General features: G+C 66.3%; 22 protein-coding genes and 1 tRNA gene. 17 read left to right on the top strand and 6 right to left on the bottom strand.

Going from position 1 to position 21131, the window contains the following annotated elements; genetic code table 11:
* Positions 1-6: 6 nt before the first annotated feature.
* Positions 7-1353: a 3-phosphoshikimate 1-carboxyvinyltransferase gene (gene aroA, locus WMC41_RS01580; RefSeq protein WP_432348226.1), complete on the bottom strand. Its 1347-nt coding sequence runs from the start codon at positions 1351-1353 to the stop codon at positions 7-9.
* A gap of 261 nt (positions 1354-1614) precedes the next feature.
* Between aroA and WMC41_RS01575 the strand changes: the two genes are divergently transcribed.
* Both WMC41_RS01575 and WMC41_RS01570 read left to right on the top strand, forming a co-directional pair.
* On the top strand, positions 1615-2004 hold the full coding sequence (locus WMC41_RS01575; RefSeq protein WP_244767486.1) for a TIGR02300 family protein: 390 nt from the start codon (positions 1615-1617) through the stop codon (positions 2002-2004).
* A 146-nt stretch (positions 2005-2150) separates the two neighbouring features.
* Positions 2151-2226, top strand: a tRNA-Ala gene (locus WMC41_RS01570).
* 66 nt (positions 2227-2292) lie between these two features.
* Here the strand turns inward: WMC41_RS01570 and WMC41_RS01565 are convergent.
* Entirely contained in the window at positions 2293-2895 is a 603-nt protein-coding gene (locus tag WMC41_RS01565; protein WP_244767485.1) for a TetR/AcrR family transcriptional regulator, read from the bottom strand.
* A gap of 152 nt (positions 2896-3047) precedes the next feature.
* Between WMC41_RS01565 and WMC41_RS01560 the strand changes: the two genes are divergently transcribed.
* Genes WMC41_RS01560 through WMC41_RS01545 form a run of 4 tightly spaced genes read left to right on the top strand, consistent with a single transcriptional unit; the run spans position 3048 to position 8085 of the window.
* Entirely contained in the window at positions 3048-3989 is a 942-nt protein-coding gene (locus tag WMC41_RS01560; RefSeq protein WP_432346838.1) for an ABC transporter substrate-binding protein, read from the top strand.
* Positions 3990-4014: 25 nt separating this feature from the next.
* A complete protein-coding gene (locus WMC41_RS01555) occupies positions 4015-5082 on the top strand; it encodes a quaternary amine ABC transporter ATP-binding protein (RefSeq protein WP_432346837.1) in 1068 nt (355 codons plus the stop codon).
* Positions 5079-7151, top strand: a complete 2073-nt coding sequence (locus WMC41_RS01550; protein ID WP_432346836.1) for an ABC transporter permease subunit — start codon at positions 5079-5081, stop codon at positions 7149-7151. The genes WMC41_RS01555 and WMC41_RS01550 overlap by 4 nt, the downstream gene beginning before the upstream one ends.
* Before the next feature lie 16 nt (positions 7152-7167).
* Positions 7168-8085, top strand: coding sequence for a nucleoside hydrolase (locus tag WMC41_RS01545; RefSeq protein ID WP_272804380.1), 918 nt, complete (start codon positions 7168-7170; stop codon positions 8083-8085).
* Positions 8086-8225: 140 nt separating this feature from the next.
* Here WMC41_RS01545 and WMC41_RS01540 read toward each other — a convergent pair whose 3' ends face one another.
* Positions 8226-9428: an NAD(P)/FAD-dependent oxidoreductase gene (locus WMC41_RS01540; RefSeq protein ID WP_432346835.1), complete on the bottom strand. Its 1203-nt coding sequence runs from the start codon at positions 9426-9428 to the stop codon at positions 8226-8228.
* A gap of 61 nt (positions 9429-9489) precedes the next feature.
* Entirely contained in the window at positions 9490-10452 is a 963-nt protein-coding gene (locus WMC41_RS01535) for a 2-hydroxyacid dehydrogenase (protein ID WP_432346834.1), read from the bottom strand.
* Between the two features lie 216 nt (positions 10453-10668).
* Between WMC41_RS01535 and WMC41_RS01530 the strand changes: the two genes are divergently transcribed.
* From WMC41_RS01530 to WMC41_RS01490, 9 genes are all read left to right on the top strand, one after another.
* Complete coding sequence (locus WMC41_RS01530; protein WP_432346833.1) at positions 10669-11469, top strand: creatininase family protein; 801 nt, start codon at positions 10669-10671, stop codon at positions 11467-11469.
* Between the two features lies 1 nt (position 11470).
* On the top strand, positions 11471-12295 hold the full coding sequence (locus WMC41_RS01525) for an ABC transporter ATP-binding protein (protein WP_432346832.1): 825 nt from the start codon (positions 11471-11473) through the stop codon (positions 12293-12295).
* Positions 12276-13130, top strand: a complete 855-nt coding sequence (locus tag WMC41_RS01520; protein ID WP_244767476.1) for an ABC transporter permease — start codon at positions 12276-12278, stop codon at positions 13128-13130. Before WMC41_RS01525 ends, WMC41_RS01520 begins: the two co-directional genes overlap by 20 nt.
* A gap of 5 nt (positions 13131-13135) precedes the next feature.
* Positions 13136-14350 (top strand): amidohydrolase family protein, encoded by a 1215-nt coding sequence (locus WMC41_RS01515; RefSeq protein WP_432346831.1) that lies wholly within the window; start codon positions 13136-13138, stop codon positions 14348-14350.
* Positions 14347-15714: an FAD-binding oxidoreductase gene (locus WMC41_RS01510; RefSeq protein ID WP_432346830.1), complete on the top strand. Its 1368-nt coding sequence runs from the start codon at positions 14347-14349 to the stop codon at positions 15712-15714. Before WMC41_RS01515 ends, WMC41_RS01510 begins: the two co-directional genes overlap by 4 nt.
* Before the next feature lie 22 nt (positions 15715-15736).
* A complete protein-coding gene (locus WMC41_RS01505) occupies positions 15737-16747 on the top strand; it encodes an ABC transporter substrate-binding protein (RefSeq protein ID WP_432346829.1) in 1011 nt (336 codons plus the stop codon).
* A gap of 69 nt (positions 16748-16816) precedes the next feature.
* Positions 16817-17449, top strand: coding sequence for a TetR family transcriptional regulator C-terminal domain-containing protein (locus tag WMC41_RS01500; protein WP_272804372.1), 633 nt, complete (start codon positions 16817-16819; stop codon positions 17447-17449).
* Complete coding sequence (locus tag WMC41_RS01495; RefSeq protein WP_432346828.1) at positions 17446-17826, top strand: RidA family protein; 381 nt, start codon at positions 17446-17448, stop codon at positions 17824-17826. The genes WMC41_RS01500 and WMC41_RS01495 overlap by 4 nt, the downstream gene beginning before the upstream one ends.
* A 19-nt stretch (positions 17827-17845) precedes the next feature.
* The gene (locus tag WMC41_RS01490) at positions 17846-18169 is read left to right on the top strand and encodes a 2Fe-2S iron-sulfur cluster-binding protein (protein ID WP_432346827.1); all 324 of its coding nucleotides are present in this window, start codon (positions 17846-17848) and stop codon (positions 18167-18169) included.
* A 12-nt stretch (positions 18170-18181) separates the two neighbouring features.
* Here the strand turns inward: WMC41_RS01490 and WMC41_RS01485 are convergent, their stop codons facing one another.
* Complete coding sequence (locus WMC41_RS01485; RefSeq protein WP_398430170.1) at positions 18182-18595, bottom strand: DUF2934 domain-containing protein; 414 nt, start codon at positions 18593-18595, stop codon at positions 18182-18184.
* A gap of 26 nt (positions 18596-18621) precedes the next feature.
* Between WMC41_RS01485 and WMC41_RS01480 the strand changes: the two genes are divergently transcribed.
* Positions 18622-19791 (top strand): TMEM43 family protein, encoded by a 1170-nt coding sequence (locus tag WMC41_RS01480; RefSeq protein ID WP_432346826.1) that lies wholly within the window; start codon positions 18622-18624, stop codon positions 19789-19791.
* 37 nt (positions 19792-19828) lie between these two features.
* Positions 19829-20620, top strand: a complete 792-nt coding sequence (locus WMC41_RS01475) for a YdcF family protein (protein ID WP_432346825.1) — start codon at positions 19829-19831, stop codon at positions 20618-20620.
* A 3-nt stretch (positions 20621-20623) separates the two neighbouring features.
* Here WMC41_RS01475 and WMC41_RS01470 read toward each other — a convergent pair whose 3' ends face one another.
* Complete coding sequence (locus WMC41_RS01470) at positions 20624-21097, bottom strand: hypothetical protein (protein ID WP_244767466.1); 474 nt, start codon at positions 21095-21097, stop codon at positions 20624-20626.
* Between the last annotated feature and the right edge of the window lie 34 nt (positions 21098-21131).

Genomic DNA, 21131 nt, shown 5'->3' with positions numbered 1-21131 from the left:
GCCCCTTCATTCGATATGCGCACCCAATCCGGTCATGAGGCTCATGAACTCCGGAAAGCTCGTGGCGATCATCGTCGCGTCATCCACCGTGACCGGGTTTTCCGAGACGAGGCCCATGACGAGGAAGCTCATGGCGATGCGGTGGTCGAGATGGGTGGCGACGGCGGCGCCAGAGGCATTGCCGAGGCCCTTGCCGTCCGGGCGGCCGCGCACGACGAGCGATGTTTCGCCCTCGTCGCAATCGACGCCGTTGAGCTTCAGGCCGACCGCGACGGCCGAGAGGCGGTCGCTTTCCTTGACGCGCAGCTCTTCCAGGCCGTTCATGACGGTCGTGCCTTCGGCGAAGGCCGCCGCGACGGCGAGAACCGGATATTCGTCGATCATCGACGGCGCGCGGTCTTCCGGCACCGTGACGCCCTTCAGCACCGAGGAGCGCACGCGAAGATCCGCCACGTCCTCGCCGCCGGCAAGGCGCGGGTTCAGCACCTCGATATTGGCGCCCATTTCCTGCAGCGTCAGGATGAGGCCCGTGCGGGTCGGGTTCATCAGCACGTTGAGGATCGTCACATCCGAATCCGGCACGAGCAGCGCCGCGACCAGCGGGAAGGCCGTCGAGGACGGGTCGCCCGGCACGTCGATCACCTGGCCGGTGAGCTTTCCCTGGCCTTCGAGGCGGATCGTGCGCACGCCGTCCGCATCCATCTCGACGGTAAGGTTGGCGCCGAAACCCTGCAGCATCTTTTCGGTATGGTCACGTGTCATGACCGGCTCGATGACGGTGGTGACGCCGGGTGTGTTGAGGCCGGCGAGCAGTACGGCGGACTTCACCTGCGCGGAGGCCATCGGCACGCGATAGGTGATCGGCGTCGGCGTCTTCGGCCCGCGCAGCGTGACCGGCAGGCGGTCGCCATCGGCGGACGTCACCTGCACGCCCATTTCGCGCAGCGGATTGAGGACGCGGCCCATCGGACGCTTGGTGAGCGAGGCGTCGCCGATGAACGTCGAATCGAAATCATAGACGCCGACGAGGCCCATGGTGAGGCGGCAGCCGGTGCCGGCATTGCCGAAATCGAGCGGCGCTTCGGGCGCGAGCAGCGCGCCGTTGCCGAGGCCGTTGATGATCCAGGTGTCGCCGTCCTTGCGGATCTTCGCGCCCATGGCCTGCATGGCCTTGCCCGTATTGATCACGTCCTCGCCTTCGAGCAGGCCCGTGATGCGTGTCTCGCCGCTGGCAAGGCCGCCGAACATGAAGGAGCGGTGGGAAATCGACTTGTCGCCGGGGATGCGGACGGTCCCGGACAGGCCGGAGGATTTGCGGGCGGTTGCGGGCCGTGCACTGGCGCCATGCGACATGGTCGTCTTCCTTATATACATCCACGGCTCCCCGGAGGGGATCACCCGGGGAGAACGCGGGCTTGCTACCACAAACGATTTAAAGCGTCATCATCCCGTCTGAGAAACTATCATCATGAGGTCTGCACGGCGCCTGCCCCAAGTTAGGCTTTGACAGGATTGCCCAAGACGATTATGGGGACCGGCTAATCATTTTACCGTTCAACGCGCCGGCCTCCCCCGGCCCCGCCGGAAACATACGGCACAGAGAAGGCTTTGACTGTGGCAAAAGCGGAACTCGGAACCAAACGCATCGATCCGGAAACCGGCAGGAAATTCTACGACCTGAACCGCGATCCGATCGTTTCCCCCTACACGGGCAAGTCCTATCCGCTCTCCTTCTTCGAGGAAACGTCGGCGGCGGCTGTCCTCGAAAAGGATGAGGACGAGGACGTCAACGAAGTCGATACGGAGAACACGGAAGTCGAGCTCGTTTCGCTCGAGGACGCCGACGAGGATGCAGCAGGCGGCGACGACCTGCCGGATCTCGGCGACGACGACGTTGAGATCGACGGCGACGAGGACGACACGTTCCTCGAGCAGGACGAAGACGACGACGATGAGGACATGACCGGTCTCATCGGCGTGACCGGCGACGAAGACGAAGCTTAAGATTTTGATTTTCCGGCCGGTTTCAAAAAAATCGGCCGGATTTCATTTTTCGGCTTGCCATCTCCGGAGACCGGAAGTAATAAGCCGCCACACCGAACGGCAACGCCGCTTCGGTTCCCGGAAACCGGCTCCGCCGGACCCGTTATGGGGCTATAGCTCAGCTGGGAGAGCGCTTGCATGGCATGCAAGAGGTCAGCGGTTCGATCCCGCTTAGCTCCACCAACCACCACCGGAAATTTTTTATATCATTCCGAGCGACGCCTACCTGCTTGAAGCGCGGGCGAATGCCTATTCCGCAGAACCGGTACCGTGGCGGGTCATGTCCATGAGCCGGCGCAGGAACGTCTTCCGGTCTTCCGGCGCGAACTGGGGCAGGCCGATGGCCTCGTTGAAATAGAGGCCGTCCACGGCAAGGCGGATCACCTCGGCATAAAAGTAGTCGAGGCCATCATCCTTCAGGCGGTCGGCCCACTTCGTGTTCTCCACGGCATAGTCGGCCAGGAGGTCGCGATCGGTCGCGATCCCGGCGATCATGGCGGCAGCGATATCGTCGGCGCCCTCGGCGGGAAAGCTCGTCGTGATATAGGCCCGCAGATAGGAGCCCGGCGCGGGATCGGCCGCCACCATCGCCATGGTCTTCTCCTCGAAGGAATCGAGGCCGGCGGTGATCATGGCGCGGATCAGCGCGTCCTTCGAAGAAAAATAATGCAGCAGGCCGCCCTTGCTGATCCCCGCCGCGGTGGCAACGTCGGCCAGCGTCATGCGGGTGACGCCCCGTTCCATCACGATGCGGGTCGCGGCGTTGACGATCGCGGCTCTGATCTCGTCCCCGGTCTTGCGGGTCTTTCGTGCCGGTTTTCCGTCCTTCATCGCCTGCTCACGCTCCATCATCCGCACCCTCTACACGAGACATAACAAAAAGCCCGGGCAGGAAAAGCCCATAAGGGAAAAATTCCGACCGGCTGGACGGATTTTTTTATAGACCGGCTGGACGGTTTGAAATATGGTCCGCCCCGGAGTGAGACATCAAAGGGAGAAATGACGTGCACGAAGCTCGATCCATCCTGCTGGCGGCGGCCGCGGGTTTTGCATCTCTTGTCCTGGGTCCTGCGGCCGGCACGGCTGCCCCGCTCGGCGATGCCGAGGCCCCGATCCGCATCGCGCTCAACGAGTGGACGGGCCAGAACATCACCGCGCATGTCGCGGGCCAACTGCTGGAGAAGCTCGGCTACAAGGTGCAATACGTCACCGCCGGCAGCTTTCCGCAATGGATCGGCATGCAGGACGGCTCGATCGACATGACACCCGAGCTGTGGACCAACAATCTCGGCGACATCTATCCGAAAATGCTGGAGGCCAAGCAGGTCGAACCCGTCGGTGACCTCGGCCTCAATGCCCGTGACGGCTGGGCCTATACGGATGCGACGCTTGCGATCTGCCCCGGCTTGCCGGACTGGAAGGCCCTGCTGGAGCCGTCCTGCGCGGCGGGGCTCGCCACCGCCGAGACGCTGCCGAACGGGCGCCTCGTCGACTATCCGGCCGACTGGGGCACGGCCTCGGCAAACGAAATCGAGGATTTCAAGCTGCCGCTGACCGCCGTGCCCGCCGGCTCGGAAGGCGCGCTCGTCGCCGAGTTGCAGGCGGCGGCCGCAGCCGACAAGCCGTTGCTGATGCGGTTCTGGGCACCGCACTGGCTGCTGACGCAGGTCAAGCTGAACTGGCTCGACATGCCGCCCTGCGATCCCAATGACGGCGCGCGCTGCATCCTTCCCTCGCCCGTCATCAAGGTTGTGCGCGCCGGCTTCGGCGAAAAATGGCCAGCCGCCTACGCTTTCATGAAACACTATCAGCTCGGCGCGGAAGACCAGCAGCAGATGATGTTGGAGATCGACCAGAACAAGAAGGAGATCGGCGCGGTCGTCGGTGCCTGGGTCGAAGCCAATTCCGCCCGCTGGTCGCCCTGGATCGACGAAGCCAAGAAGTAAGCGCCAGCATCCGCGGAGAACGGCCATGACATCCCTGTCCCTGCATCCGGGCGAGAGGCGCATCAAACTCGCCTGCCGGGATCTCTGGAAAATCTACGGCGTGCCGCTACGGGAGGCGGCACAGATCGCCCGCACGGGCGACAGGGCGGCCCTTCAGCGCGAAAGGGACGGGCGAAAGCCGCTCGCCGCCGTTGCCGGCGCGAGTTTCGACATCCACGAGGCGGAAATCTTCGTGCTGATGGGGCTTTCCGGCTCGGGCAAGTCCACCTTGCTGCGGTGCCTTACCCGGCTCATCGAGCCCTCCGGCGGCAGCGTCACCCTGGACGGCGAGAACCTGCTGGCGGCGGACCGCCGGCGCATGACCGAGCTGCGCCGCAAGGCGATGGGCATGGTCTTCCAGAATTTCGGCCTGCTGCCGCACCTGACCGTCCTCGACAACGTCGCCTTTCCGTTGCGCGTGCAGGGCATCGACCGGCCCACCCGCGAGGCGCGGGCGCGCGACATGACCGGGCTCGTCGGCCTCCGGGGGCGCGAGGACCAGTTCCCCGCCCAGCTCTCCGGCGGCCAGCAGCAGCGCGTCGGCATTGCCCGCTCGCTTGCCGCAGAGCCGGAGATCTGGTTCCTCGACGAGCCGTTCTCCGCTCTGGACCCGCTGATCCGGCGGCAGATGCAGGATGAATTCATCCGCCTGCAAAAAATGCTGCGCAAGACCATCGTCTTCGTGACCCATGACGTGCAGGAGGCTTTTCGACTGGCCGACCGCATTGCCATCATGCGCGACGGCGCGGTCGTGCAGATCGGCACGCCCGCCGAGATCGCCCTGGCTCCGGCCAACGACTATATCGCCGAATTCCTGCGTGACGTGCCGCTGCTGCGGGTGATCCGCGCGGCGGACGTGATGCGCCCGGCAACGGACGGGAAGCCGGCCCTGCCGCGGTTTTCCACCGAAGACGTCCTGGAAGACATCCTGCCTGTCCTTCTTGGCGGCGCGGCCGCAGCCGTCATCTGCGACGCCGCCGGAACGCTTGTCGGCGAGATCGCCGCGGCGGACATATCCGGCCTTTTCGGCACCCGGCGGGCGATGCCAGCATGAAGCCTGCAAGCCTGTCCTTCTCGGCGTCCGCCATGCTGGGAATGGTGGCGATGCCCGCCCTCGTGCTGGCGTGCCTTGCCGCCGCCAGGGTCGTGCCCGCCATCGCGACCTTTCCCGCCGGCTGGGTCATCCCGGTGCCGGCGGCGATCAACACGGTCCTTGGCTGGCTCGTGCCGGCTTTGCAGCCCGCAACGGGTCTTGCCAGCAAGGTTTTTGGCACGCTCCTGGACGCGCTCATCGTCACACTGCAGTTCCTGCCCTGGCCAGCGATTGTCCTTGCGGTCGCGCTTTTCGGTTTCAAGGCGGGCGGTGCGAGGCTCGCCGCCCTCGTCCTTGCCGCAGGCGCCTATATCGTGCTTGCCGGCTTCTGGCGGCAGAGCATGGTGACCCTCTCGCTGGTCCTCCTGTCCGTTCCGCTTTCGGCCCTGCTTGGTTTCCTGCTCGGGCTCGGCGCGTTTTTCCTGCCGCGCCTGCGCCGCGGGCTGGAGCTGGTCTTCGATTTCATGCAGACTTTTCCGGCCTTCGCCTATCTGCTGCCGCTCCTCCTGCTTTTCGGCTTCGGTCCGATCGCCGGGCTCGTGGCCACCGCGATCTACGCGATACCGCCCATGGCGCGCTGCACGCTCAGCGGCCTCGTCGAGGTCCCGCGCGAACGCATCGAGGTTGCCGAAATGAGCGGATGCTCGACCTGGCAGCGGCTGGTCTGGGTCGAGCTTCCCTCCGCCCGCCCGATGCTGGCGCTCGGCCTCAACCAGACGACGATGGCCGCTCTCAGCATGGTCATCACCGCCTCGATCGTCGGCGGCGTCGACGATATCGGCTGGGCGGTCCTCAGCGGCCTGCGCCAGGCGGATCTCGGCAAGAGCCTGCTGGCCGGGCTCGTCATCGTGCTCGTCTCCGTCGTGATCGACCGCATCACCGCCGGCCTCTTCCAGCCCCGCTCCGCGGTCGGCACGGGAAAAAACAGGCCCCGCTGGCGACCGATCCTCCTTGCGGCGGCGGCCGTGATCTCGCTCGGGCTCGCCGCGCGTCTTGCCGCTCCCGACCTCCTGCAGGGCTGGAACGAGACGCGCGGCATCGTCGATCTCGGCATGCTCAACAAGGCGCTGCTCGGTTTCGTGGCGCGCTACAGCGACCTGCTGGATGCGATCAAGAATGCGGTTCTCTTCTATCTCGTGCTGCCGCTGCGTGTCGGCCTTGCCGGGGCGGTGCTGCCGATGACCTGGGGGTTCTCCATGACGCCGGCCGTTACCGCCGCCTATGCCGTATTGGCCCTGCTTCTCGCGCTCCGGCAGATGGCGAAGGGCCGGCCGTCAGGCGCCGCGGCAATCCTCTGCCTCGCCGCGCTCCTTCATACCGGGTTCGTCGCCTTTCCCTGGCCTGCGGCGCTCGCGCTTGCCGTCTGGGCGGCATGGCGGACCGCCGGGCCACGGCTTGCGCTCTTCACCGGCCTCAGCCTTGCCTTCGTTCTGATGACGGGCCTGTGGATACCCTTCGTGAAGTCGCTCTATCTGGTGATCGTCGCCGTGGCGCTCTGCGCGCTGCTCGGCGGATTCTTCGGGGTGCTGGCCGCACGCAGCGATCGCTTCTCGGCCGTGCTGCGGCCGATCAACGACGCCCTGCAGACCATGCCGCAATTTGTCTTCCTCATTCCCGCCCTGATGTTCTTCAAGGTCGGCGAGTTCGCCGGGCTGATCGCCATCGCGCTCTATGCTGTCGTGCCGGCGATCCGTTATACCGAAACGGGCTTGCGCAATGTGCCGCCGACGCTGCTGGAGACGGGCCGGCAACTGGGCTGTACCCCTGTCCAGAGCACGCTTCTGGTTCAGGTGCCGACGGCCCGCCCGGCCCTGCTTCTCGGCCTCAACCAGGTGGTGATGGCGGCCATCACCATGCTTCCGATCGCCGCCACCGTCGGCACGTCCGAGCTCGGCCAGCAGATCTACATCGCGCTCGGCAAGGCCGATGCGGGCCTCGGCATCACCGCCGGCCTCGTCTTCTGCCTCCTCGCCATCAATCTCGATCGCATCCTGCGCGGCGTCGCCGGACGCCTGCACAGCGCGCAGTAACACAAAGGAAATCCCGATGCCCCTGTCCGAAAGCCATCGACTGGCTATGCTTGCACCGACGGCCGGCAAGCGCCGCATCGTCATCGATACGGACACCTTCAACGAGATCGACGACCAGTTCGCCATCGTCCATGCGCTGCTGTCACCCGAGAGCGTCACGGTGGAGGCGATCTATGCCGCCCCCTTCATCAACGAGACGACGGGCGATCCGGGCCATGGCATGGAGCTCAGCTACCAGGAGATCCTGGCGCTGCTCGAGCGCCTCTCCATTCCCCATGAGGGCCTCGTGCATCGCGGCGTCACCCGTTATGTCGGCCCGCAGAAGAAACCCGTGGACGCGCCCGCCGTCGACGACCTGATCGCCCGCGCAAGACGCTCGTCGCCCGACGATCCGCTGCACGTCGTGGCGATCGGCGCGATCAGCAATGTCGCGTCCGCCCTGCTTGCGGCGCCCGACATCATCGACCGGATCGTCGTCGTCTGGCTGGGCGGCCACGCCATCGACTGGCAGCACCAGGCCGAGTTCAATCTTGAGCAGGATGTCGGCGGCGTGCAGGTCCTGTTCGATTCCGGCGTGCCGCTCGTCCTCGTCCCCTGCGAGGGCGTGACGTCGATCCTGCACAGCACCGTGCCGGAAATCGAGCGCTATGTCGAACCGCAAGGGGAGATCGGCCGCTTCCTCGCCATGCGCTTCAAGAGCTACAGCGACGATCATGTCGGATGGGCCAAGGAAATCTGGGATATGGGCGCGACCGCCTGGGCGCTCGATCCCGCCTGGGCTCCAAGTGTCCTCATGCCAACCCCGGTGCTGACCGACGACATGCACTATGCCCTCGATCGCTCGCGCCATCTGATGCGCTACGTCTATACCGTGAACCGCAACCCGATCATGCAGGACTTCATCGGAAAACTCGCCGCGTCCACGGCGGGATAAGGCGGATCGGCGCGACCAGCCGAATAGTCGGGAACCTGACCCAGCGATGCCCGGCACCACCCCTCGCACGCCGCGCCCTTAGGGCCGGAGCCTGCCGGTGAGGTGCGCCCCGGATCGATGGCGCACCCCTGCACCCGCCGTCAGATCAGGCATTTCAGGTCGAAGCCGGCATCCGCCACCTGCTCGGGCAGCGGCGAGCGGCCAGCCTCGATCAGGCGCTTGCCGACCATATAGCTGCGCGGCTCGCTCATGGCATCGACGGCAAGCAGCGCACCTTCCCGGAAATACCAGTGGGAACGTGTCTTCTCGCTGGCTCCCGGACGGACAACGACCCGGTCGAACTCACTGTTCAGCCCCGCGATCTGCAGCTTGACATCGTACTGGTCGGACCAGAACCACGGCTTCGGCACATAGTCCGCCTCCGCGCCCAGCATGTTGGCGGCGACGGCCTCTGCCTGGTCGATGGCATTCTGCACGCTTTCGAGCCGGATCATCTGGCCGCGGTACGGCAGGCGCGCGCAATCGCCGGCCGCCCATATCGCCGGATCGCTGGTCCTTCCCCGCGCATCGACGAGGATACCCCCGTCGCAGGCAAGGTCCGCCGCCGCTGCCAGCCCGTCATTGGCCGTCACGCCGATGCCGACGATGACGAAATCCACCTCCCGGCGCGATCCGTCCGACAGCGCCACCGAGATCGCCCCCTCGCGCTCCAGCCCGGCAAGGCCCGCCCCTTCGAGGATTTCGACGCCGTTGCCGGCATGGAGGTTGCGGAAATAATCCGAGGTCTCCGGCGCGGCGACGCGCTGGAGGATCCGCTCGGCGGCCTCGATCAGCGTCACCTTGAGGCCGAGCTTGGCCGCGACCGCCGCCGCCTCCAGCCCGATATAGCCGCCGCCGACGACCAGTACCCGCCGCCCCTCGCGGAATTCCGGGGCCATGCAGTCGACATCGGCAAGGTTGCGCACGACATAGACGCCGGGCAGGCCACCGCCGAGCGCCGCCGGCAGCGGACGCGGCGTCGCACCCGTCGTCAGCGCCAGCTGGTCGTAGGAAAGCACGTCCTCGCCGCAGCGGATCTGCCGTGCGGCGCGGTCGATGGCATCGACCTTCCGGCCGAGATGCAGGGCAATGTCGTTGTCGGCATAGAAACGTTCGGGCCGAAGGTGCAACTGCTCCAGCGTCATTTCCTTCATCAGGTATTTCTTGGAAAGCGGCGGGCGCTGGTAGGGGAGCGTGTTCTCCTCGCCGATGAGCGTGATCCGACCGCCAAAGCCGAGGCTCCGCAGCTTGGCCGCCAGCGACGAGCCGGCCTGCCCGGCTCCCAGGATCGCAACATGATTCATGCTTTCTCCCTCCCGTTGGAACGTTTGCGCAAAACCGCTTCGCACTTTTGCTGGAATTGCTCTAGGCGACCCTGTCCTGCGGCACCTCACCGCGGAAAAAGGCCTCCAGATTGTCGAGCGCCGTCATGCCCATCGCCTCGCGGGCCGCGCGCGTCGCCGAGCCGAGATGCGGCAGCAGCACGACGTCGTCGCGCTCACGCAGCGCCGCCGGCACGGCGGGTTCGAATTCATAGACATCGAGCGCCGCCCCGGCGATCCGCCGGTCGCCGAGCGCCCGGACCAGCGCGGCCTCGTCCACCACCTCGCCGCGCGAGACATTGATGAGATGCGTTTCAGGCCGCATCAGCGCGAAGGCGCGCTCGTCGATCAGATGGCGCGTTTCGCTCCCGCCCGGCACCGTCAGCAACACGAAATCCGCGCGTTTCAACAATTCGTCGAGCGGCACCTGCGTCGCCTCCACGCCCGGCACCGTCTTCGGCGAGCGATTGTGGAACAGCACGCGCATGCCGAAGCCGGCAGCAGCCCGGCGGGCCACCTCCTGCCCGATGCGGCCCATGCCGACGATGCCGATCGTGCTGCCGGACACGTCGTGGCCTAGAAGCTGCACGGGATGCCAGCCCTGCCAATCCCCCGAGCGCACCAGCCGCTCGCCCTCGCCCGCGCGGCGGGCGCTCATGAGCAGCAGCAGCATGGCGAGATCGGCGGTCGGCCCCGTGACGGCGCCTGGCGTATTGGTGACGGCGATGCCGGCGCTCGCGGCAGCCGCAAGGTCGATATGGCTGATCCCTGCCCCGAAATTGGCAAGGATGCGGCAGCGCGGTGCGGCAGCGGCCGCAAAGACCTCCCGCGAGAACGCATCGCCCAGCGACGGCAGGATCGCATCATATTCCGCAAGCGCGGCGGAAAGGTCCGCACCCTGCGTCGGGCCGGCATCCTTGCGGATCGTCAGGTCGAAGAGCACGCCTGCCCGCTCATGCACGCGGGCCGGCAGCGGCCGGGTGATCAGCAGGCGCGGTCGTTTCATGAGCTCCTCCAAGACCCGTTCAGGCCGTCCTCCCGGCAGCTTCGGCGTAGCGAATAAACATGATTAAAATCAAAAGTTTACCGCAACTCTCGAAAAGAACATACCAAATAGTTTGACCATTTGCTATGAGTTTGTTTATCTAAACCCGGAGGAAGAGGAGGAGCAAGATGGCGTTTCTGTCACCACGGGCATCCCTGACGGCATGGAGGCTTTTCGATGAAGCGCTTCTGGGCCGACTATTCCAGCCGCGATTTCGCCGCGCTCGACCGTGGGCGCCTCATCGCCGTCCTGCCCATCGGCGCCATCGAGCAGCACGGGCCGCACCTGCCCATGTCCGTCGACAGCTGTACCGTCGACGGGGTGGCGCGCCGCCTCGCAAGAGCCCTGCCGGAGGACAGCCCGGTGCTGTTCCTGCCTACGCAGGCCGTCTGCAAGAGCGACGAGCACATCGACTATCCCGGCACGCTCACCCTTTCGGCCGAAACGCTGATCCGCGTGCTGACCGAGATCGGCGCCAGCGTGGCGCGCTCGGGCGTGCGCAAGTTCGTCCTCCTCAACGGCCATGGCGGCAACATCCCGGTCATGGACGTCGTGACCCGCCAGCTGCGCATCGCGCACGACATGCTGGCCTTCTCGGTCAACTGGTTCGGCTTCGGCATGCCCGAGGGCATTTATTCCGATGTCGAGCGCACCCACGGCATCCATGCCGGCGACATGGAGACCTCGGTCATGCTGGCGCTCGACCCCGAGAACGTGGACATGGCAGCCGCCCGCGACTTCCGCTCGCGCGGCCAGGACCTTTTCGAGAATTTCCGCCATCTCGGCCTCAGCCGCGGCGCGAAGCCGGGCTGGAAGACGCAGGATTTCAGCACCGCCGGGGCCTGCGGCGAGGCGCATCTCGCCACCGCCGCAAAGGGCGAGGCGACCCTCGACCACGCCGTCGCCCGCCTCGTCGAGGCGATGGCGGATATCGACAGCCTGCCGGCCGACTGGCTGGACAGAAAACCGGAGTGGTAGGATGAACGCGGCAAGCCCCCTCTCCAACGCCGCCGGCCTGACCGACGCCCCCGTCCTCATCGACATGAAGGACGTCTCCAAGCGCTTCGCCAACGGCACCGTGGCGCTGCGCGGCATGTCGCTACAGATCCGCAACGGCGAGTTCGTCTCCTTCCTCGGCCCCTCCGGCTGCGGCAAGAGCACGGCGCTGAAGATGATCTCGGGCCTCCTGTCCTTCTCGTCGGGCTCGATCACCGTCAACGGCCATCCGGCCGGCGAAAGCCCCCATGGCAGCGATATCGGCTATGTCTTCCAGGAGGCGACGCTGATGCCCTGGGCGAGCGTCTTCGACAACGTCTTCCTTCCGCTGAAATTGCAGGGGCTCGGCAAGGGCGAGACGAAGGCCCGCGTGGAAGAGGCTCTTTCCATGGTGGGCCTCGCCAATTTCGCCCGTTCCTATCCGCGCGAGCTCTCGGGCGGCATGAAGATGCGCGTCTCCATCGCCCGCGCCATGGTGACGAAGCCGAAGCTGCTTTTGATGGACGAGCCCTTCGCGGCGCTCGACGAGATGACGCGCTCCAAGCTCAACGACGAGGTGCTGGGCCTCTGGCGCTCGCACGGGCTGACGGTGATCTTCGTCACGCACTCGGTCTTCGAGTCCGTCTATCTCTCCAGCCGCGTCGTGGTCATGGCCGCGCGTCCCGGCCGCGTGGTGCACGACATCGCGCTGCCCGGCGCCGATACGCGCACGAGCGCCTACCGCATGACACCCGAATATACCGAGAACTGCCGTCTGGTCAGCAACGCGCTCGAAGGGACCATGGACCATGTCGATCTCAACCATTGATCCGGCCGTTGCCGAAGGCGAAATCGTCGATCCGCGCATCCTCCTGGAGCAGCGGGAACGGCGCCTGCGCGTCATCATGCCCATCGTCTCGATCCTCGCGGTGCTGGGCCTGTGGGAATTCCTCGTCCGGTACAACGAGGTGCCGCATTACCTGATCCCCGCGCCGAGCCTGATCGCGAAAACGCTGGTGCAGGACTGGTCGTCGCTGATGCAGAGCGCGGCGTTCACGGTCAAGCTGACGCTGCTCTCGCTCAGCCTCGCCATCGTCGGCGGCGTGCTGCTCGGCATGCTCTTCGCCCTGTCGCGCACGGTGGAGATGTGTCTCTTCCCCTTCGCCGTCATATTGCAGGTGACGCCGATCATCGCCATTGCGCCGCTGATCCTCATCTATGTCAGCAACACTTTCTTCGCGCTGCTCATCTGCGCCTGGATCGTCGCCTTCTTCCCGATCCTGTCGAACACGGCGATCGGCCTGCGCAGCGCCGACCATAACCTGCGCGACATGTTCCGGCTCTACCAGGCGACGCCCTGGCAGCGCCTGCGCCACCTCCTGATCCCTTCGGCGCTGCCCTATTTCATGGCGGCGCTGAAGATCGCCGGCGGCCTGTCGCTGATCGGCGCCGTCGTCGCCGAGTTCGTCGCGGGCACGGCGGGGCAGAACACCGGCCTTGCCTCGCGCATCCTCGAATCGAGCTTCCGCAACGAGATCCCGCGCATGTTCGCCGCGCTGTTCCTCGTCTCGGTGCTGGGCGTCGGGATCTTCCTCGTCACGTCCTGGCTGTCGAACCTCGTGCTCGGCCATTGGCACGAAAGCGAAATCAAGCGCGAGACGTGAACCCCATGCGGACCATCGAGACCACCAGCCCCGCCGATGCCGGCGCCGGCGGCCAGCGCCTTGCGGGCGTCACCCTCGCCGGCCGGGAGGGGCACTGGGACATCGCCGTCAGCGGCGGCCGCATCGCGGCCCTCGCCCCCTCGGCCGGCCGGGGCGGCGGCCTCGTCCTGCCGCTGATGGCCGACATCCACACCCATCTCGACAAGACCTTCACCGCGCCCCGCATGCCGGCGCGCGCCACCTCGCTGTTCCACGCCATCGAGATGATGCAGGCCGACGCCGCGCTCTGGGATCATGCCGATCTCCGGCAGCGGGCGAGCCGAGCCCTCGACCGCGCCTATCGCCACGGCACGGCGCTGATGCGCAGCCATGTCGACTGGTACGGCGCGACGCCGCCGCCGGCATGGGCCGTGCTTCGTGAGCTTGCCGGCGAATGGCAGGGCCGCATCCACCTGGAGCTTGCCTCGCTGACCCCGCTCGACCTCTTTGCCGAGATTGGCGAGGCCATCGCCCGCGAGGTCAAGGCGGCCGGCGGGGTGCTCGGGGCCTTCATCTATCGCAACGACGACCTTGAAGCCCGCCTTGCGCAGGTCTTCGACCTCGCTGAAAAGCACGGCCTTCTCCTTGATTTCCACGTGGACGAGGGGCTGGAGGTCGAGGCGCGCGGCATCGACGCCATCGTGGCGGAGAGCGAACGGCGCGGCCTTGCCGGCCGGGTGCTGTGCGGGCACGGCTGCGCGCTATCGGTGCGCGATCCCGCCGAGGTCGCGGACGTTCTCGCCCGCGCCGGCGCGGCGGGCGTCGGGCTGACGGTGCTGCCCGGCTGCAACGCCTACCTGCAGGATGCGAAGGCCGGCCGCACGCCGCGCCTGCGCGGCCTTGCGCCCGTGCACGAGGCGCGCGCCGCGGGCCTGAAGGTGATGATCGGCTCCGACAATGTGCGCGACGCCTTCTTCCCCTTCGGCGACTACGATCTCTTCGACGCCTTCCGCGGCGCGGCCCTGCTCGGCCACCTCCAGCCCGAGGACTGGCTGGACACGGTGAGCGAGACGCCTGCCCGCTGGATGGGCCGGAGCCTTGCGCTTGCCGAGGGCGGCCCCGCCGATTTCATCCGGCTCGACGCCGAGGACCTTATCGATGCCCTGAGCCGTCCGCGTGCCGACCGCACGGTCTGGCGCAATGGCCGCATCCTGACCGACCACCAAGGAGAACAGACATGACCGGACACCGCGACTGGACGTCGATCAAGGCGGCGCTGAATGGGATCCGTGCCCATGACGACGAGAACTACATCGCCGCACGCTCGCGCGACTATTTCTGGTACAGCCCGATCCTCAACGAGCAGCTGAAGGACAAGCTCGGCGAGCTGGTCGTCGTGCCGCAGACCGTCGAGGAGGTCATGCATGTCGCCTCCGTCGTCGCCCGCCACAAGGTTCCCCTCACGCTGCGCGGCGGCGGCACCGGCAATTACGGCCAGTGCGTGCCGCTGGACGGCGGCATCGTCATGGACCTCACCCGCCTCGACAAGGTGATCGAGATCACCGATGGCCATGTGCGCGTGGAGGCGGGCGCCCGCATCTCGCGGCTCGACGACGCCGCGCACGAGACCGGGCAGGAACTGATGATGTATCCCTCGACGCGCCAGATGGCGACCATCGGCGGCTTCGTCGCCGGCGGCTCGGGCGGCATCGGCTCGCTGCGCCACGGCATGCTGCGCGATCCCGGCAACCTCACCTATGCCAAGGTCGTCACCGTCGAGCCGGAGCCGCAGGTCATCGAGCTCTTCGGCGAGGACGTGCAGAAGGTGCAGCACGCCTACGGCACCAACGGCATCGTGGTGGAGCTCGGCGTCGGCCTCACCCGCGCGACGGACTGGATCCACACCGCAGCCCTCTTCGACGGCTACGACGCGGCGCTGCGCTTCGCCTCGAGCGCGCAGGAAAAGGGCCTCGACTGCTACCTGCTGACCACCGTCGAGCGCCGCTTCGCCCCCTTCTACAACAAGCTCGGCGATCTCTTTCCGGCCGACCGCGACGCCGTCTTCGCCATGGTTGCGCCGGATGAAATGGCCCGCTTCACCGCCGAGGCCGAGGCGCATGGCGGGCGCATTTCCTTCGCCATGAGCAAGCCGGAGATCCGCGCCGCCGGCCTGCAGCCGGCCTATGAATGCGGCTGGAACCACACCACGCTTCAGGCCCTCAAGGTGGACAAGAGCTGGACCTACCTGCAGGTCGCCTATCCGCGGCCCTTCGATCCCGAACTGGTCCTCCGCCAGATGGCCCGTTACGGCGAAGAGATCTACTGGCACCACGAGATGGCGCGCATGCACGGCGAGATCCAGATCTTCGCCCTGCCGCTGGTGCGCTACCGCGGCGAGGAGGCCATGTACCGGCTCATCGCCGAGCTGGAGGAAAAGGACGGCTGCACGATCTTCGACCCCCATGTCGTGACCATCGAGGACGGCGGCATGAAGGAAATCGACGGAGCGCAGATCGAATTCAAGAAACGCGCCGACCCGTACGGCCTGATGAACCCCGGCAAGACCCGGGGCTGGACCGATGGCATGGCCCGCACCGATACCTGAGACAAACAAAGGGGAAACGCGCATGAAACGCATGACAAGTCTTTTCGCCGCCGTGGGCCTGCTGCTCGCCGCCGGCTCCTCCTGGGCGGCCGACAAGGTCGTCTTCGGCACCAACTGGCTGGCGCAGGGCGGCCATGGCGGCTTCTACCAGGCCGTGGTGGACGGCACCTATGCCAAATACGGCCTCGACGTCGAGATCAAGATGGGCGGCCCGCAGGTCAACACAAGGCCGATGCTGCCGGCCGGCCGGCTCGACTTCCTGATGGGCGGCAACCTGCTGCTCGCCTTCGACAACGTGCGCAACGGCATTCCCACCACCGTCGTCGCGGCGATCTTCCAGAAGGACCCGCAGGCCTTCATGGCGCACAAGGGCCAATATGCCGATTTCGCGGCGCTCACCAAGGCGCCCTCCGTCCTCGTTTCCAAGGACGGCCAGTTCAGCTTCTGGCAGTGGATGGTCACCCGCCTCGGCTTCAAGGACGAGCAGTTGCGTCCCTACGGCTTCAACCTCGCGCAGTTCCTGAGCGACAAGTCGATGGTGCAGCAGGCCTATGGCACCGCCGAGCCACTCTATGCGGCGAAGGAAGGCGCCGAGGTCGACGTCTTCCTGCTCGCCGACCAGGGCTGGAGCACCTACGGCTCGATCATCGAGACGCGCAGCGAGTTGGTCGAGAACAACCCCGACCTCGTGCAGCGCTTCCTCGACGCCTCGATCGAGGGTTGGAACAACTACCTCTACGGCGACCGCGCTGCCGCCTATGCGGCGATCATCGCCGCCAACCCGGAAATGACGGTCGAAAAGCTCGACGCCGAGATGGCGCAGTTCGACAAGCTTGAGATTATCGATTCCGGCGAGGCGGTGGAAAAGGGCATCGGCGCGATGAGCCCCGAGCGCATCGAGGCCTTCCATGACCTTGCCGTCGAAAGCAAGATCATCGAGGCTGGCGCCGTCGATCTCTCGAAGGTCGCCGACACACGCTTCGTCAACAAGGGCAAGGGTCTCGACATCAAGGCCAAGCTGACGGGCAAGTAAGACCGAGCCGCAGGCCGGCGCTCCGGCGCCGGCCCGCTTCCACCGTATCGCCACCCGCATGGAACGCCCATGAGCACTCTTCAGAAAAAGCGGAAGGAAATCCACGCCGCGATCCGCAGCGCCGCCATCCAGGAGTTCGCGCGCAACGGTTTGTCGGGGACCTCCACCCAGGCGATCGCGCAGACGGCCGGCATCACCAAGGCCCAGCTGCACTATTACATCTCCTCCAAGGAGGAACTGTACCAGCAGGTGCTCAGCGATATCGTCGGAGAGTACAAGGATATCTTCTTCCTCTCCGCCTCGCGCGACGACCCGGCGCTGGCGATCACCCAGTATATCGAGCGCAAGGTGCGCCATACGCTGGAATTCCCCGACCTCTCGCGTTTCTTCGCGAACGAGATCGCCCGCGGAGCACCGGAAATGGCGCCGCACTGGGCCGCGCTCAAGGCCGCGGTCGAGGAGGCGAACGCCGTCATCCGGCAATGGATCGACAGCGGCAAGATCGCCCCGGTCGATCCGCTGCTCTTCCAGATGAACATCTGGGCCGTGACCCAGCACTATGCCGAATACGAGGCGCAGGCCCGCGTGCTGATGGACAAGCCCGAGAACGAGCCACTCGACGCCGAGCGCATCATCGCCGAAGCGACCCGGCTCTTCCTGTACCGCTGCGGGCTTTCCGGCAAGAAGGCCGAAACACCATGAAGGCGCTTCAACCTGCCGCCCTGCCCGCGCCCTTCGGCCGCTATTCCCACGGCGTCGCCTCAGGCAGGCTCGTCGTGACCTCCGGCCAGCTCGGCCTTGCCGCCGACGGCACGGTCCCGGAGGGCGTCACCGCGCAGGCGGAACTGTGCTTTGCCAATATCCGCGCGATCCTTGCCGAGGCCGGGGCGGACTTTTCCCATGTCCTGCGCTTCAACGCGTTCGTGACAGCGCGCGCGCACATGGCCGAATACATGGCCGTGCGCGACCGCCTCGTCGCCGACCTTCCGGTCAAGCCCGCCTCGACCCTGATGATCGTCTCCGGCTTCACCCGGCCGGAATTCCTGGTCGAGGTCGAGGCGACGGCCCTCCTGCCATAGACGACAAGGAAAGACGGCGATGGTTCAGATCACCTTCGTGCAGCACGACGGAAGCCGGCATGTCGTGGAAGCCTCCGCCGGCATGACGCTGATGGATGCCGCGCGCGACGACGACGTGCGCGGCATCCTCGCCGAATGCGGCGGGGCCTGTTCCTGTTCCACCTGCCATGTCTATGTCGCGCCCGAATGGGTGGACCGGCTGCCGCCGATCTCGGCGCTGGAACAGGACATGCTCGACTTTGCCCACGACCCCGACCCGGCGCGCTCGCGCCTCTCCTGCCAGATCAAGGTGACGGATGCCCTCGACGGGCTGCTCGTAGACCTGCCGGAGCGGCAGGGTTAATTATCGGCGGCCCTACGGCTGCTCGCGCATGCCGGGCGTCGCCTCGCGCTGGTCGGCATCCTCCAGGTCGGTTTTCACCAGGAAGGCGTCCGTGTGCTCGCGGACGGCCTCGCGGATCGCGGCGAGGTTCGGCTCGTCGTCACCCTCGATTTCTCCGTCGCCCTGGTCGATTTCCCGTTCGGCCTGGTACCAGTGGTCATCCGGCTTGCCGTCCGGCCGGCCTTCCTGCTGCCAGAGCTCGTGGGCGCGCTTGCGGATTTTCTCTTCGCGATCGTCGGTCATGGACAGGCTCCCTTCCGTTTCTGCGATAACGGCAGAGGGGAGGAGATGTTCCGGCATCCCGCCCCCGCCTTTCGAGCCATTATGTCCCTGCTTGCGCAGTTCAGGAAGCGCGAATAAGCATGTCCTGCCGCGCGTCTCAGGCATGACGCACGCCGTGTCGGGGGACGATCATGAGCTTTACGGAAACGACGACCACGTCCTGGTTCGCCAGGCTGAAGGGGGCGCTGATCAAGATCGTGGTCGGCTTCATCCTTCTCATCGCCTGCATCTGGCTGCTGTTCTGGAACGAAGGCCGGTCGGTGAAGACCTACCGGGCGCTCGTCGAGGGCGCGGGCCTCGTCGTTTCCTTCGACAACGGCAGCGTGGATCCGGCAAACGACGGCAAGCTGGTGCACATTTCAGGGCCGGTAAAGCCGGTCGGCGTACCGCAGGACGACGTGCTCGGCATTTCGGCCGAAGGGGCGGCCGGGCTCGAACGCATCGTCGAGATGTACCAGTGGGTCGAGACCGCGAAATCGGAGACGCGCAAGCAGCTCGGCGGCAGCGAGGAGACCGTCACCACCTATTCCTACAACAAGCAATGGAAGCGCGACGAGGTCAGTTCCGGCAGCTTCCGCCAGCCGGGCCACGACAACCCGCAAAAGCCGATCGACGACGCGAGCTTCCCGGTGAAGTCCGCGACGATCGGCGCGTTCAGCGTCGATGGCCGCGCGGTCGCGCGCCTCGGCGACGAACGGCCGGTGCCGCTCACGGCCATCGAGGCCAATCGCATGGCGGAATTGGTGACGCTCGGCAAACCGGCCTCGGTCATCGCCGGCCAGGTGATCTTCTCCTTCAACCCGGAAGATCCGCAGGTCGGCGACATCCGCATCCGTTTCGAGCGCTCCGACATTGCCGAGGCGAGCTTCGTCGGCGCCCAGCGCGGCAGCGGCCTGACGCCCTACAAGACGACGAACGGGCGCGACCTCTTCCTCAGCGATGCCGGCCTCGTCGACGCAGCCGCCATGTTCGATGCGGCGCAGAGCGAGAACACGATCATCACCTGGCTCGTGCGGGTCGGCGGGCTGATCGGCGTCTTCGTCGGCTTCGCCTTCATCCTGTCGATCCTCGGCGTCATCGCCGATGTCGTGCCCTTCGTCGGCTCCATCGTGCGCTTCGGCACGACGGCCATCGCGCTCATCCTGACCCTGCTGATCGGGCCGGCCGTCATCGCCATCGCCTGGATCGCCTATCGCCCGCTGATCGCCATCGCGGTTCTCGCGGCAGGTGTTGCGCTGGCGGCGGGCATCCTCTATCTGCGGCGCGGCAAGGCGGCGGCACCGGCTTTCGGACGGGCCTGAGACCGACGCGGAAACGAACACGAACAGCGGGTAACGCGTGACCTACTACGCCTCGAAGATCTTCTGGCTGGCCGCCCAGCCCTTGTCGCTCGCGCTGCTGCTGCTCGTTCTCGGCCTCCTGGCCGGGCTCTTGAAATGGAACCGCCTGCGGACGGCGGCGAGCGGGCTTGCCGCCGCCGTGCTTTTCGTGACGCTGTTCACCACGACGGGCTCCGTCCTCCTGCAGGCGCTGGAGGACCGCATCGCGCGGGCGGAGCTGCCCGCCGGCGGCCCCGGCTGCATCATCATGCTCGGCGGCGGCGTGGAGGCGGAGGTGATCGCGGCGCGCGGCGGCTTCGAGATGAACCAGGCAGGCGACCGCTTCACCGAGACGCTGCGGCTGGCGCGGGAGTTCCCCGCCGCACGCATCCTCGTCTCGGGCGGCGACGGCTCGTTCAGCGGCAGCTACGAGGGCGATGCGGCCGTCGCGGCGCGCTTCTTCGAGGCCTTCGGCGTGTCCGCCGACCGGCTGATCCGCGAGACGGAATCACGCACCACCTTCGAGAATGTCGAAAACACCAAGACGCTTCTTGCCGAAAACGGCCTGGAGCGCTGCCTCCTGGTGACCTCGGCCTTCCACATGCCGCGCTCGGTCGGCCTCTTCCGCAAGCTCGGCCTCGACGTCCTGCCCTGGCCGACGGATTTCCGCACGACGGGCCGCGTCGGCCTCGCGCTCGATTTCACCCAGCCCTCGACCAACAGCCAGCTGACGACGACGGCGCTCAGGGAATGGACGGGGCTGCTGCTCTACTATGTCGCCGGCCGCACCCACGCGCTCTTTCCGCAATAGGTCCTATTTCTTCGAGATCGTATCGAACTGGGCGCCGCGCACGCGAATGGTCATGATGCAATAGTCCGGATCGTCACGCCCGCAGCTTGCGGCATTGGCCTTCAGTTCCAGCACCATGTTGCCGTAGCGCTTCTTCATCTCGTAGCCGTAGAGATCGGCATTGGCGGCCAGGAAATACCCGCCCTCGACGACCTGGATGTAGAATTCATGCGGGCAGCCGACATTGCCGCACAGGCCGCCCGGCGTGCCGTCGCAATTGACGGCGCCGAGATTGAAGATCGCATCGACGATGCCGTCATTGTTGAAATCGACATTGTCGGCAAAATCCTCGCCATAGATCGGCGCCTTGCAGCGCTTGGCGACCTCGGCCTCGACGGCCGCACGCGCATCCGGCACGATCTCCGCCGCGCGGACCGGCAGGGCGGTCGAAACGAGCGCGGCGGCGGCGAGTGCGAGGGTTCTGATGCGGGTGGCCATCTCTCAAACCTTTCCATGGCGGGCATTTCGGTCA

This window comes from Shinella yambaruensis (assembly GCF_050859155.1).
Taxonomy (GTDB): domain Bacteria; phylum Pseudomonadota; class Alphaproteobacteria; order Rhizobiales; family Rhizobiaceae; genus Shinella; species Shinella yambaruensis.
Note: the sequence above shows the minus strand (reverse complement) of the source record. Positions and strands in the feature narration are given on the sequence as shown.

What these genes read in the sequence shown, in the direction of transcription:
- WMC41_RS01520 (WP_244767476.1), top strand. Translation starts at nt 12,276, where the DNA reads ATGTCGATCTCAACCATTGATCCGGCCGTTGCCGAAGGCGAAATCGTC.
- WMC41_RS01540 (WP_432346835.1), bottom strand. Translation starts at nt 9,428, where the DNA reads ATGAATCATGTTGCGATCCTGGGAGCCGGGCAGGCCGGCTCGTCGCTG.
- WMC41_RS01500 (WP_272804372.1), top strand. Translation starts at nt 16,817, where the DNA reads ATGAGCACTCTTCAGAAAAAGCGGAAGGAAATCCACGCCGCGATCCGC.
- WMC41_RS01530 (WP_432346833.1), top strand. Translation starts at nt 10,669, where the DNA reads ATGAAGCGCTTCTGGGCCGACTATTCCAGCCGCGATTTCGCCGCGCTC.
- WMC41_RS01480 (WP_432346826.1), top strand. Translation starts at nt 18,622, where the DNA reads ATGAGCTTTACGGAAACGACGACCACGTCCTGGTTCGCCAGGCTGAAG.
- WMC41_RS01525 (WP_432346832.1), top strand. Translation starts at nt 11,471, where the DNA reads ATGAACGCGGCAAGCCCCCTCTCCAACGCCGCCGGCCTGACCGACGCC.
- WMC41_RS01510 (WP_432346830.1), top strand. Translation starts at nt 14,347, where the DNA reads ATGACCGGACACCGCGACTGGACGTCGATCAAGGCGGCGCTGAATGGG.
- WMC41_RS01485 (WP_398430170.1), bottom strand. Translation starts at nt 18,595, where the DNA reads ATGCCTGAGACGCGCGGCAGGACATGCTTATTCGCGCTTCCTGAACTG.
- WMC41_RS01470 (WP_244767466.1), bottom strand. Translation starts at nt 21,097, where the DNA reads ATGGCCACCCGCATCAGAACCCTCGCACTCGCCGCCGCCGCGCTCGTT.
- WMC41_RS01550 (WP_432346836.1), top strand. Translation starts at nt 5,079, where the DNA reads ATGAAGCCTGCAAGCCTGTCCTTCTCGGCGTCCGCCATGCTGGGAATG.
- WMC41_RS01490 (WP_432346827.1), top strand. Translation starts at nt 17,846, where the DNA reads ATGGTTCAGATCACCTTCGTGCAGCACGACGGAAGCCGGCATGTCGTG.
- WMC41_RS01535 (WP_432346834.1), bottom strand. Translation starts at nt 10,452, where the DNA reads ATGAAACGACCGCGCCTGCTGATCACCCGGCCGCTGCCGGCCCGCGTG.
- WMC41_RS01565 (WP_244767485.1), bottom strand. Translation starts at nt 2,895, where the DNA reads ATGATGGAGCGTGAGCAGGCGATGAAGGACGGAAAACCGGCACGAAAG.
- WMC41_RS01555 (WP_432346837.1), top strand. Translation starts at nt 4,015, where the DNA reads ATGACATCCCTGTCCCTGCATCCGGGCGAGAGGCGCATCAAACTCGCC.
- WMC41_RS01515 (WP_432346831.1), top strand. Translation starts at nt 13,136, where the DNA reads ATGCGGACCATCGAGACCACCAGCCCCGCCGATGCCGGCGCCGGCGGC.
- aroA (WP_432348226.1), bottom strand. Translation starts at nt 1,353, where the DNA reads ATGTCGCATGGCGCCAGTGCACGGCCCGCAACCGCCCGCAAATCCTCC.
- WMC41_RS01505 (WP_432346829.1), top strand. Translation starts at nt 15,737, where the DNA reads ATGAAACGCATGACAAGTCTTTTCGCCGCCGTGGGCCTGCTGCTCGCC.
- WMC41_RS01495 (WP_432346828.1), top strand. Translation starts at nt 17,446, where the DNA reads ATGAAGGCGCTTCAACCTGCCGCCCTGCCCGCGCCCTTCGGCCGCTAT.
- WMC41_RS01545 (WP_272804380.1), top strand. Translation starts at nt 7,168, where the DNA reads ATGCCCCTGTCCGAAAGCCATCGACTGGCTATGCTTGCACCGACGGCC.